General features: G+C 73.1%; 10 protein-coding genes. 8 read left to right on the top strand and 2 right to left on the bottom strand.

Going from position 1 to position 11,887, the window contains the following annotated elements:
• Positions 1 to 58: 58 nt before the first annotated feature.
• The 8 genes from ACH4B3_RS08735 to ACH4B3_RS08700 all read left to right on the top strand — a co-directional run bounded on the left by ACH4B3_RS08735 (position 59) and on the right by ACH4B3_RS08700 (position 9,276).
• The gene (locus ACH4B3_RS08735; protein WP_398462029.1) at positions 59 to 1,669 is read left to right on the top strand and encodes an MFS transporter; all 1,611 of its coding nucleotides are present in this window, start codon (positions 59 to 61) and stop codon (positions 1,667 to 1,669) included.
• Between the two features lie 190 nt (positions 1,670 to 1,859).
• Positions 1,860 to 2,972, top strand: coding sequence for an FAD-dependent oxidoreductase (locus ACH4B3_RS08730; protein ID WP_398462028.1), 1,113 nt, complete (start codon positions 1,860 to 1,862; stop codon positions 2,970 to 2,972).
• A 13-nt stretch (positions 2,973 to 2,985) separates the two neighbouring features.
• On the top strand, positions 2,986 to 3,540 hold the full coding sequence (locus ACH4B3_RS08725; protein WP_398462027.1) for an ester cyclase: 555 nt from the start codon (positions 2,986 to 2,988) through the stop codon (positions 3,538 to 3,540).
• Positions 3,537 to 4,061: an ester cyclase gene (locus ACH4B3_RS08720; protein ID WP_398462026.1), complete on the top strand. Its 525-nt coding sequence runs from the start codon at positions 3,537 to 3,539 to the stop codon at positions 4,059 to 4,061. The genes ACH4B3_RS08725 and ACH4B3_RS08720 overlap by 4 nt, the downstream gene beginning before the upstream one ends.
• A gap of 16 nt (positions 4,062 to 4,077) precedes the next feature.
• Positions 4,078 to 4,617: an ester cyclase gene (locus ACH4B3_RS08715; protein WP_398462025.1), complete on the top strand. Its 540-nt coding sequence runs from the start codon at positions 4,078 to 4,080 to the stop codon at positions 4,615 to 4,617.
• A gap of 110 nt (positions 4,618 to 4,727) precedes the next feature.
• Complete coding sequence (locus tag ACH4B3_RS08710) at positions 4,728 to 6,233, top strand: phytoene desaturase family protein (RefSeq protein ID WP_398462024.1); 1,506 nt, start codon at positions 4,728 to 4,730, stop codon at positions 6,231 to 6,233.
• Positions 6,230 to 7,642, top strand: a complete 1,413-nt coding sequence (locus ACH4B3_RS08705) for a cytochrome P450 (protein ID WP_398462023.1) — start codon at positions 6,230 to 6,232, stop codon at positions 7,640 to 7,642. Before ACH4B3_RS08710 ends, ACH4B3_RS08705 begins: the two co-directional genes overlap by 4 nt.
• Entirely contained in the window at positions 7,639 to 9,276 is a 1,638-nt protein-coding gene (locus ACH4B3_RS08700; RefSeq protein ID WP_398462022.1) for a cytochrome P450, read from the top strand. Before ACH4B3_RS08705 ends, ACH4B3_RS08700 begins: the two co-directional genes overlap by 4 nt.
• Before the next feature lie 22 nt (positions 9,277 to 9,298).
• Here ACH4B3_RS08700 and ACH4B3_RS08695 read toward each other — a convergent pair whose 3' ends face one another.
• Both ACH4B3_RS08695 and ACH4B3_RS08690 read right to left on the bottom strand, forming a co-directional pair.
• Positions 9,299 to 10,867, bottom strand: coding sequence for a cytochrome P450 (locus ACH4B3_RS08695; RefSeq protein WP_398462021.1), 1,569 nt, complete (start codon positions 10,865 to 10,867; stop codon positions 9,299 to 9,301).
• The gene (locus ACH4B3_RS08690) at positions 10,864 to 11,751 is read right to left on the bottom strand and encodes an SDR family NAD(P)-dependent oxidoreductase (RefSeq protein ID WP_398462020.1); all 888 of its coding nucleotides are present in this window, start codon (positions 11,749 to 11,751) and stop codon (positions 10,864 to 10,866) included. The genes ACH4B3_RS08695 and ACH4B3_RS08690 overlap by 4 nt, the downstream gene beginning before the upstream one ends.
• Between the last annotated feature and the right edge of the window lie 136 nt (positions 11,752 to 11,887).

Genomic DNA, 11,887 nt, shown 5'->3' with positions numbered 1-11,887 from the left:
TCTGTCAGGGCGACGGTTCCCGAGCACCGGCGAACGGCCCGTACGAAAGGACGTTGTGGTGAAACCCGCTCCCACGGCCGCGCATCCACACCGCTGGCAGATCCTGGCGGTGCTGTGCCTGAGCCTGGTCCTCATCGGCCTGGACAATCTGATCCTCAACCTCGCCCTGCCGATGATCCAGACCGATCTGCGCGCCACCGGAAGCGAGTTGCAGTGGGTGGTCGACTCCTACACGCTCGTCTTCGGCGGGCTGCTGCTCCTCGCGGGTGGCCTGGCGGACCGGTTCGGCCGCAGGCGGCTGCTGCTGCTGGGGCTGGCCGTCTTCGCGGTGTTCTCGCTGGCCGCGGCGTTCGCCGGGTCGCCGGAGGTGCTGATCGCGCTGCGCGCGGCGATGGGCGCCGGGGCGGCGATGATCATGCCCGCGACGCTCTCCGTCATCAAGGACGTCTTCCCGGCCGAGGAACAGGCGAAGGCGATCGGGATCTGGGCGGGTGCCGCGGCGCTGGGCGTGCCGCTCGGGCCGGTGGTGGGCGGTCTGCTGCTGGAGCACTTCTGGTGGGGCTCGGTCTTCCTGGTCAACCTGCCGGTGGTGGCCGTGGCGCTGGCCGCCGGCGCGCTGCTCGTGCCGGAGTCGCGGGACGAGCGGCACCCGGGACTGGACCTGGTCGGCGCCCTGCTGTCCTCGGCGGGGCTGGCCGCCTCGGTCTACGCGCTGGTGGAGGCGCCCCGGCACGGCTGGAGCGCCCCGGCGACGTGGGCCGCGCTGGGGGCGGGCGGCGCGCTGCTGCTCGGCTTCGCCCGGTGGGAGCGGCGCACCCCGCGACCGATGCTGCGGCCGGGTCTCTTCCGCGACCGCCGGTTCGGCGGCTCGGCGGTGGCGATCGCCGCGATCGCTTTCGGGATGTACGGCGCGCTGTTCGTGCTCACCCAGTACTTGCAGTTCGTACGGGGCCTGGAGCCGCTGGCGGCGGGGCTGCGGCTGTTGCCGGTCGCCGCCATGATCCCGGCCGCACCGCTCGGCACCAAGCTGGCCGGACGGGTCGGGCTCGGGCCGGTGGTGGCCGGTGGGCTGTCGCTGATCGCGGTGGCGCTGACGCTGACCTCAGGCGCCGGGACCGGCTCCGAAGGCCGCGTGATGCTGGCGCTGGCCTGTTTCGGGCTCGGAATGGGCCTGGCCATGCCCGCCGCCGCGGACGCCATGCTGGCCGCTGCCCCGTCCGGGCAGTCCGGTGCCGGATCCGCCGTGACGGATGCGGCGATGCAGGTGGGCGGCGCGCTGGGGATCGCGGTGGTCGGCAGCGTGCTCACCACCTCCTACCGGGACGCGCTGCCCGCCATGGACGGGCTGCCGCCGCATGCCGCCGAGGCGGCGGGTGACTCGGTGGGCGCGGCGGCCACCGCCGCCGAGCGGCTCGGGGGCGGGGACGGGCGGTCGCTGCTTGCGGCAGCCCGGCAGGCCTTCACCGACGGTCTGGGGGACGCGATGACCGTGGGCGCCGTGGTCTGCGCGGCCGGCGCGCTGACCGCCCTGGTGGTGCTGGGCCGACGGCCGAGCGCCCCGCCGGGTCCGGCGGCCGGTGGCCCCTCCGGGGGGAGGGGTCTACCGGTCGCCGGACCGCCGGGTGCCCGGGACGCCGCCGGGACGGCGGCGTCCCCGCCGGGCCGCTGAGCCCGGGTCCGTGCCGGGCCTCCCCCGCCCGGAGCACCGGCACGGCCCTCGCACCGCCCCGCCCGGCCGCAACGCGGACGGGCGCCGACCCGCCCCGCCGGCACGTCACCGGGCAGCCGCCCGGTACCCGTCGAACGGTCTCCGGTACCCACCGGGGCGCCGTCCCGTACCCACTGGAAGAGGAGAACTGATGACACGTCACCATGTGGTCATCATCGGCGCCGGAGTGGGCGGTCTCGCGCTCGCCGGCACCCTCACCCGGCACAGCGACTGCCGCGTCACCGTGCTGGAACGGGCACCCGAACTACGCGCTCGCGGACTGGGCCTGACCATCTGGCCGAACGCCACCGCCGCCATGCGCAAGGCCGGATTCCTGGAGTACGCGGAGAAGGTCTCCGAACCCATCTCGCGTACCACGGTGAGCACCAACAAAGGCCGGCTGCTGACCACCGTCGACATGGCCGGGTTCGCCGCGCGGGCCGGTTTCCCACTGCTCTGCGTCACCAGGCCCGAGCTGCTGCAGGCGCTCGCCGACGCCTCCGGGGTGGACGTCCGGTTCGGCGCCGAGGTGGTACGGGTCACCCCGGACGGCACCGTGGAACTGGTCGGCGGCGAGACGCTTCGGGGCGATGTGGTGGTGGGCGCCGACGGCGCCAACTCCACCGTGCGCGACTTCCTGCGCACCCCGCAGCCCGGCGACGACCTGACGTGGCGGACCATCGGCTGGCAGGGGGTCGTCCCGCGGGCGCTGCACGGCATCGAGATGCGGCTGATCTTCGGGCCGACCGGCGCCGCGGGCACCCTGGGGCTGCCGGGGAACCGTACTTACTGGTTCGTCCAGGCGCCGAACGGGCACACCGGGCGGGAGCCGCTGCCGGACACCGCCTCCTGGGCGCCGGTGATCCGGGAGGTGGTGGCCGAGACCGCGCCGGAGTTGGTGTGGCGTGACGGGTTCCAGGACCGTCCGCCGGTGGCCGGGTGGGGGCGCGGCCGGGTCACCCTGCTCGGTGACGCGGCGCACACCATGCTGCCCAGCCTCGGGCAGGGCGCCTGCATGGCGATCGAGGACGCGGTGCTCCTCGGCCTGAAGCTGTCGTCCGCCGAGGACCCCGTGGCGGCGCTGCGCGCCTACGAGGCGGCGCGCCACCCGCGGGTGCACAAGATGTACCTCACCGCGCGCCGGGCGGCCCGGATGCAGCGCACGAACCCGGCGATCCGCGACCGGGTGCTGGCCCTCGTCCCGCGGGCCTTCGGCCGCGTCATCACCGACCAGGGCCGCCCCATCCCCGAACTGGTGCCGTAGAAAGGATTCCCCGATGGCGGAGCACAGCCCGCACGACACGCACGACCGGCCGGACCGCACCGATCCCGCGGCGGTCGCCGCCCACATCTCGGACCGGGTGTGGAACCACGCCCGCCTGGAGGTGGTCGACACCTTCTTCGCCCCGCACTTCGTCGGCCATGCGTCGGCCCGTCCCGATCTGCACGGACCCGAGGAGTTCAAGCGGTTCGCGCGCGGACTCCGCGCGGCGCTGCCGGACCTCCGCGAGCGGATCGAGCTCAGTGTGCACGAGGGCGACCTGGTCTTCCTGCGGTCCGTCCTCACCGGCACCCACCGGGGCGAGCTGTTGGGGGTGCCGGCGACCGGGATGCCGGTGCGGATCAACCGGATGTCCATCTACCGGTTCGACCAGGACCGGGTGGTGGAGATGTGGCAGCAGATCGACTACCTCGGCGCCTTCGAGCAGCTCGGCATCACCCCGCCGAAGGACGCCGGGCCCCTGGGCCAGATCGCCCACACTTTCGCGCTGATGGGCCGGTTCGCCCTGCTCAAGGCGAAGTCGGCCCGCAAGGGGAGGACCGCGGCATGACCACTCAGCCGACGCACGTCGACGCCCGGGCGGCGACCAACGAGCTCTTCCAGCGCGCCTGGCGGCAACGGGACGCCAGTGTCCTGGACGACATGGCGGCCCCGGACTGCACGTACCACGTTCCGGGGCGTCCGCCGATGGACAACCGGGAGTTCCTGGCCCTGATGCAGCACATCTGGGAGGCCAAGCCGGATCTGTGGGTCGAGTTGTTCGACATGATCGTCGAGGGGAACTCCGTCGCCTGCCGCGCGCAGTTCATCGGCACCCAGACCGGTGAGCTGCTGGGCATCCCGCCCACCGGCCGCAAGGTCGACATGGAGGAGATCATCCTCGTCCGCTGGGACGAGCAGGGCCGGTTGGCCGCCATGTACCAGGAGGCCGACTACGTCCGGATGCTCGTGCAGCTCGGCGTGATGCCGCCGCCGGGGACCGGTCCGCTGGGCCAGCTCGCCCACACCTTCACCAGCGCCGCGCGCTTCACCTGGCTCAAGCGCAAGGCCCGTAAAGCCCGTACCGCCTGACAAGGAGACACCCGTCATGACGACCGAGAAGTCACTCCTCGCACCGGCCGACCGCGAGCCGGACACCGCCCTCTACCAGGAGATGGCCCGGCGCTACATCGAGGAGGTGTGGGACAAGAACAACGCTGCCACCGAGGCCGAGCTGCTCGCCGCCGACTGGGTGGACCACATGCCGCTGCCCGGCTGCGCGGCGGGCCCGCGCGGTCACCGGCAGGCGGTGCAGCTGATGCACGATGCCTTCCCGGACCTGCGGTTCACCCTCGACGACGTGGCGATCGTCGGAAACAAGGTGATCGACCGGTGGACGGCCACCGGCACCTTCCACGGCCGGCTGTACGGATTTCCGGGCACCGGCAAGCGGATGACGATGACCGGCCTCGACTTCCACCTGGTACGCGACGGCAAGTTCGCCGAGCTGTGGCACGAGGAGTCCACCGCGGCCATGGTCGAGCAGGTCGGCATGGCGCCGGAACCCGGCTCCGGGCTGGGGCGGATCCTCGGGCTCACCTTCGGGAACATCCTGCACGTCGCCCGGCACAAGATCACCAAACGCTGATCCGGCCACCGGTCCGGGCGACCACCGGCCACCGCGGCCGGTGAGCCGCCCGGCCTGGAGGACCGGCGGCTCACCGCAGCAGACCTGCAACACCGCAGAAGAGGAGAACAATGGCCGAGGACGACTACGACGTCATCGTCGTGGGCAGCGGCTTCGGCGGACTGACCGCCGCCGCGTATCTGACCAGGTTCGGGCGCCGGGTCCTGGTCGTGGAGCAAGGGCCGGGACCGGGCGGCTACGGGCACGCCTTCACCGTGCACGGCCGCTACTACGACCCGGCCGTGCACGTCGTCCCGGGGGCCGGGCCGGGCGGCACCGTGGACGTGCTGCTGAGGTTCCTCGGGGTCCGGGAGCAGTGCGACTTCGTGGAGTCGGACGCGCTGTACCGCGTCGTGATCGGCGAGGACCGGCTGGACGCGCCGTTCGGCGCCGAGGCGTTCATCGAGGCGCACGTGAGGCAGTTCCCGCACGAGGCGGACGGCATCCGCGGCTTCTTCCGGCTCTGTGAACGGTTCCTCGCCGAGGCGCACCAGGTACCGGTGCAGCTGTCGGTGCAGGAGCTGGCCCGGGCCACCGAGCGCTTCCCCACCCTGTTCGCCCATCGGATGTCGACGCTGGGCGAGGTGATCGACCGCTACCTCACGGACCCCCGGGCCAAGGCCGCCTGCACGGCCGGCTGGCCGTACATGGGGTTGCCGCCGTCCCAGCTCTCCTTCGAGCTGTACGCCCGTTTCCTCTTCACCCAGATGCACGGGCTCTACCACTGCCGGGGTGGGTTCCGGAACCTGGTGGACGCCTTCGTCACCGCCATCGAACGGGACGGCGGCCACTTCCGGTTCAACTCCCGGGTCACCCGCATCCTGGTCACCGAGGGGGAGGATTCGGGGCAGGTCGGCGGGGTGGTGCTGGACGACGGCACCGAGGTACGGGCGCCGGTCGTGGTGTCCAACGCCGACGCCCGGCAGACCTTCGAGGAACTGGTGGGCGTCGAGTGGCTGCCCCGGGCCTACGCCCGGCGGCTCGCGTCGCTGCGGCCCTCGATGTCGATGTTCGTGGTCTACTCCGCGACCACCCTGGACATCGCCGCGGCCGGCGGCGCGCACGAGACGTTCATCTACGACGGGCACGACCACGACGCCACCTTCCGCGCGTTCACCGAGGGCCGGGCGGGCGGCACCGTCGCGGTGGTGCCGACGCTGCTGGATCCCTCCCTCGGACCACCCGGCGAACACCTGGTGACCTCCACCGCGCTCGCACCGTACGACGCCCCCAAGCCGTGGCAGGAGCTCAAGCCGGTGCTGGAGGACGCCTATCTGGACCTGATCGAGCGTCTCTACCCGGGCTTCCGGGACGGACTGACCTTCGTCCAGAGCGCGACCCCGCTCACCCTGGAGCGCTACACGCTCAACCACAAGGGCGCGGCGTACGGCTGGGAGAACACCCCGGTGCAGGCGGGCAGCAAGCGGCTGACCTACCGGACGCCGGTGGCCGGGCTGTACCTGTCCGGCCACTGGGCGCAGGCCGCCAGCGCGCTCCGGGTGATCGTGTCGGGAAGCCACACCGCCCAGGAGATCCTGCGCGCGGCCGGAGAGACCGAGGTGGGTCCGGAACTATGAACACGCCAACCATCCAGGCCACCGGATCGCGACGGCTGCCGCCCGGGCCCCCCGGCTACCCCGTCGTCGGCTGCGGCCCCGATCTCGTCCGCGACCTGGTGGGCACCTTCACCCGGGCCTGGCGCGAGTACGGGGACGTGGTGCGCTTCCGGCTGCCCGGCAAGCGCGAGCTGTTCCTGATCGTGCACCCCGACCACATCAAGCACGTCCTGGACGACCGGCAGCCGAACTACCCCAAGGACCCGCTGTCGGTCGGCAAGTTCGAGCCGTGGTGCGGGCAGGGCCTGTTCACCAGCAACGGCGACTTCCACTTCCGGCAGCGGCGGCTGGCGCAGCCGGCGTTCAAGGGGTCGCGGATCTCCGGGTTCGGCCCGGCGATGGTGGACGCCACCACCGACCTGGTGCACCGGTGGCGCCCGCTCGCCGACGACCGGCGCACCTTCGACGTCACCCCGGAGCTGTTCCGGCTGGCGCTGACCATCGTGATGCGGACGCTGTTCAGCACCGACGTCAGCCACCGGGCCGGGGAACTGGCCCGCGCGGTGCGGATCTGCAACGCCTACACCAACTCCCGGCTGCAGCGGTTCGTGGAGCTGCCCGAGCGGCTGCCCAGCCGCGCCCGGACCCGGTTCCTGACCGCCCGCGCCACCCTGGACGACTTCGTCTACGGCCTGATCGAGAACCGGCGGCGGGCCACCGCGCCCCCCGACGACCTGCTGACCCGCTTCCTGACCGCCCGGGACCCCGAGACCGGTGGCCGGATGAGCGACAAGCAGCTGCGCGACGAGGTCGTGACGATGTTCCTCGGCGGCTACGAGACCACCGCGCTGTCCCTGGTGTGGGCGTTCTCGCTGCTGTCGCGGCACCCGGAGGCGGAACGCCGGGTGCGCGCCGAGGTGGCCGAGGTCTGCGGGGACCGGGAGCCGTCCGCCGACGACCTGCCGAAGATGCGGTACCTCAAGGCGTTCTACCAGGAGGTGCTGCGGCTGTACCCGTCGGTGTGGACGCTGTCCCGCAGCCCGCTGGAGGACGACGAGATCGGCGGCTACCACATCCCGGCGGGCTCGCAGGTCTTCATCAGCCCCTATCTGATGCACCGCCACCCGGAGTTCTGGGAGAACCCGGAGGGCTTCCGGCCGGAGCGGTTCCTGCGCAGCGCCACCGGCGGCGGCCCGCTGTACTCCTACATCCCGTTCTCCCGGGGGCCGCGGCTGTGCCCGGGCTCCTCGGTCGCGGTGCTGGAGGCGCCGCTGGTGATCGCCCGCATCCTCCAGGCGTACCGGCTGACCCTGGCCCCGGGCCACGTCTGCGAACCCACCTCGAACGTGTTCCTCTATCCGCGGGGCGGCATGCCGATGCGCATCGAGCACCTCGGCGCGGAGCACGAGGAGAAGAAGGGGAACCGATGAGCACCACCACTCCCGCCACCCGCCCGGGAACCGGGCGGCGGCCGCCGGGGCCGCGCGGGCTGCCGCTGCTCGGCTCGGCCCTGGACTTCCGCCGGGACCCGCTGGGCACGTTCGTCGCGGCCTGGCGCTCCCACGGCGACCTGGTGCAGTTCCGGGGGCCGGTGCCGGTGGTCCTGGTCACGCACCCGGACCACCTCAAGCACATCATGGTGGACAACTTCGACAACTATCCGCACCCGGACGACTTCAACCGCAAGGTGGGCGTCTCGGTGGGCGAGGGCCTGGTCACCACCGAGGGCCGGGTGTGGCAGGCCCAGCGCCGCACCGTCGCGCCGGCCTTCCGCAAGGACCCGCTGGAGCGCTTCGCCGGGGTGATGGCGGACAGTTCGGCCCGGATGCTGGACCGCTGGGAGGACGTCGCCCGGCGCGGGTCGTCGATCGACGCCCGTACCGAGATGCAGAGCCTGACGCTGGAGATCCTGGCCCGCTGCCTGTTCGACGCGGACTGGTCGGCGGACGCCCACGCGCTGGGCGAGGCGGTACGGGTGCAACTGGAGCACGTCAACCGCAAGCTGATCGCCGTGGTGGACCTGCCGGAACGCGTGCCCACACCGCGCAACCGGGCGTTCCTGGCGGCCCGCAGGGTGCTGGACGACACGGTGTACCGGCTGATCGCCGAGCGCCGGGCCCGGCCCGCGCCGGCCGGGGACGCCGACGAGGTCGACCTGCTGACCACCCTGATGCACACCCCCGACCCGGAGAGCGGGCGGGTGATGACCGACCGCCAGCTGCGGGACCAGGTGATGACGCTGTTCGTCGCCGGTCACGAGACGGTCGCCGCCACCCTGTCGTGGATCTGCCTGCTGCTGTCCACCCGGCCGGCGGAGACCGAGCGGGCCCGGGAGGAGGTGCGGGCGGTCCTCGGCGACCGGCCGCCGACCAAGGACGACCTTCCGCAGCTGAAGTACCTCAAGCTGTTCATCCAGGAGGCGCTGCGGCTGTACCCGCCGCTGTGGCAGGTGGCGCGGATGCCGCTGCGGGACGACGTGATCGGCGGCTACCACATCCCGGCCGGTTCGTTCCTGCTGCTCAGCACCTATCTCACGCACCGGCACCCGGACTTCTGGGAGAACCCGGAGGGCTTCGACCCGGAGCGCTTCACCCGGGAGCGCTCGGCCGGCCGGCCCCGCTACGCGTACGTGCCCTACGCCGGCGGGCCGCGCAACTGCGTCGGGCTGGCCTTCGCCACCATGGAGCTGACCATCGTGGTGGCCTCGCTGCTCCAGCGCTTCCGGCTGGACCTGGTGCCGGGCCACCCGGTGGTGATGCAGCCCGACATCTCGCTCCGCGCCAAGCACGGCATCCGGATGACGCTCCGCCCGGTGGCGGGAGCCGCCGCGGGCGGCGCGCCCGGGACGGCGGCCGCGGCGCGGCCGGGTGGCGCCGCGGAAGGCCCCCGGGCCGCGGCGGCCGGCTCCGCCGGGCCCGGCCTCGCGGGCCCGGCCGGCGGCGGAGCCGGAGCGGCGGACACCGAGGCGGCGGGGACCGGAACCGCGGACGCCACGGCGGCGGACGCCGGGACGGCGGAGGAGGCTCCCCCGCCCGGCTGCCCGTACCACCGGTCCGCCGACTGACGCCGGTCCGCCGGCCTTCCGCTCAGGGCTGGTGGAACGGGCAGGAGGGGGCGGGGCCGGCGGCGTCGCCGCCCTCCGTGGGATGCGACGCCGCCGCCGGCCCCTCCGCCCGCCCGGACTGCTCCGGCTGCGCGGCCTTCCCGGACTCCTCCGGCTGTGCGGCCGGCTCCGGGGCCGGTTGCGGCGCGGCCGCCTCGGCGGTCCGCGGCGCGGCGCTCCGCTCGCGCGGCCGGACGTTCACCATCACGTCCTGGATCGGCCGCAGCGAGATCACCGGGGAGCCGTACTGCAGGGAGGTGCCCGGCACCCGGCTGATCGTGAACCGCTGGTTGATCATCGCCACGATCACCCGCAGCTCCAGCAGCGCCATGAGGTTCCCCACGCACTGCCGGGGCCCGGAGCCGAACGGCAGATAGGCCATCCGGGGGCGCTCACGGATCGCCTCGGGGGTGAAGCGGTAGGGGTCGAAGGCGAGCGGGTTGTCCCAGTGCCGCGGGTTGTGGTGGGACACCAGCGGGGACAGCAGCACCGAGGAGCCGGGCTCGATGCCGTACGGGCCGAGGGTGTCGGCGCGGACCGCCGCCCGCGGGAAGATCCAGATCGGCGGGTGCATCCGCAGGCTCTCGTCCACGACCATCTTGGTGTAGGTCAGCTTCTCGGCGCTGACCGCGTCCGGCAGTCCGCCGCCGAGCACCGTCCCGATCTCGGCGTCGAGTTCCTCCTGCACCCCCGGGTGCCCGGCGACGGACAGCAGGGTCCAGCACAGCGCGACGGCGGTGGTCTCGTGACCGGCCAGGTAGACGGTGAGCAGTTCGTCCTTGATCTGCTGGTCGGTCCACGGCCGGCCGGTGGCGGGGTCGGTGGCCTGTTCCATCAGGGCGATCAGCGGGCCCTCGCCGGTCCGCGCGTAGCGCTCGCGGACGTCGGCGACCACCCGGTCGAAGACCCGGTGGATCCGGGCGATCTTGCGCTTCCGCTCGGTGGGGACCCAGGAGGGCAGCATCTCGGTGGGCACGCCGCGCCGGAACATCACCTCCACCACGTCGTCGACGATGGTCTTCAGCAGGGCGGAGTCGGGCCGGATGTCGTAGGCGAACAGCGAGCGGCTGAGCGTGACCAGGGTGAGCCGGAGCATGTCGGCCATCAGGTCGACCGGTTCGCCGGCGGCGGCCCTGCGCTCCCAGCCGTCCAGCATCTCCTCGGTGGCGCGGATGATGTTGGGGATGATGTCGGTGACGGCGTTCTTGAGGAACACCGGCTGCACCGCCCGGCGGTGGCCGCGCCAGAACTCGCCGTCGGTGGTGAGCAGGCCCTTGCCCATGACCACGCCGAACTGCTCGTACAGCGGGCCGCGGACGTAGTTGGCGTTGTTCTCCACCAGCACGTGCCGCACCACGTCCGGGTCGCTGACCTGGTGCACCGTGAACGGGCCCAGCTGCATACGGACGATCTCGCCGTAGTCGCGCTGGAGCCCGAGCAGGAATTCCGCGGTGTTCCGCTTCCACGGGCCGAGGCTGCCCAGTACCGGGACGCCCTTGGGCCCGGGGGCGGTGCGGCCGGGGTGTCGGGTGGCGGTCGTCGTCGAGGTCATCGGTGGTCTCCTTGCGTTCGGGGCCGCGGCCTGCGCGGGACCGGGAACAGGCGGCGGACGAAGAGGTTGTCGAAGACGACGTCCGGGGCGACGCGACGCAGGGCGAGGGTGCTGCGGGCGAGGAGTCCGACGGGGTAGCGGGCGCGCGGGCGTGCGCTCCGGACGATCTTCTCGACGCGTTTGGCCACGTCGTCGGAGTGGATCGCGAAGGTGCCCGCCAGGGTCCGGCGGCTGCCGGTGTAGATGGCGTCGAAGTAGTCGGCGGTCTCCCGGTTGAACTGCTCGTAGTCCGGGCCGGCCGCTCCCAGGTTCGCCACGTAGGTGGTGCCGAACTCGGTGGTGCGCACCGGGCCCGGCTCGACCAGCACCACCCGGACGCCGAACGCGGCGGTCTCCAGGCGCAGTGCGTCGCTGAGGGCCTCCACCGCGTGCTTGGTGGCGTTGTAGTAGCCGGAGCCGGGGACCGCGTAGCGGCCGAAGATCGAGGATATGTTGATCACGGTGCCGGAGCCGGCCGCCCGCATCCCGGGCAGCACCAGCTGGGTGAGCCGGACCAGACCGAAGACGTTGGTCTCGAACTGCCGCCGCACCTCCTCGGGTCCGGCGCCCTCCACGACGCCGGAGAGGGCGTAGCCGGCGCTGTTGACGAGCACGTCGAGGCTGCCGTGCTCGGCCTCGACGGCGCCGACCGCCGCGCGCATGCTCTCCTCGTCGGTCACGTCCAGCCGCAGCGTCCGGATGCCCGCGGCCTTCAGCCCGTCCAGCGTCTCCGGGCGGCGGGCGGTGGCGTAGACGGTGTGGCCGGCCCGGTTCAGGCGCAGTGCGGTGGCCCGGCCGATGCCCGAGGAGCAACCGGTGATCAGGACCGTGGAGGGGGTCGTCATGGAGGCTTCCTGTCTGCTGTTCACGGCGGGCACCGCCGGCCCGGGGCCTGCCCGGGGCGGCGGCGACGGCGACGGCCCGGACGGCGGGCCGGGGCCGGATGGCCCGGCCCGCCGCCGGGGCGTGCGGGACCGGGGC

This window comes from Streptomyces sp. NPDC018031 (genome assembly GCF_044327625.1).
Classification (GTDB): domain Bacteria; phylum Actinomycetota; class Actinomycetes; order Streptomycetales; family Streptomycetaceae; genus Streptomyces.
Note: the sequence above shows the minus strand (reverse complement) of the source record. Positions and strands in the feature narration are given on the sequence as shown.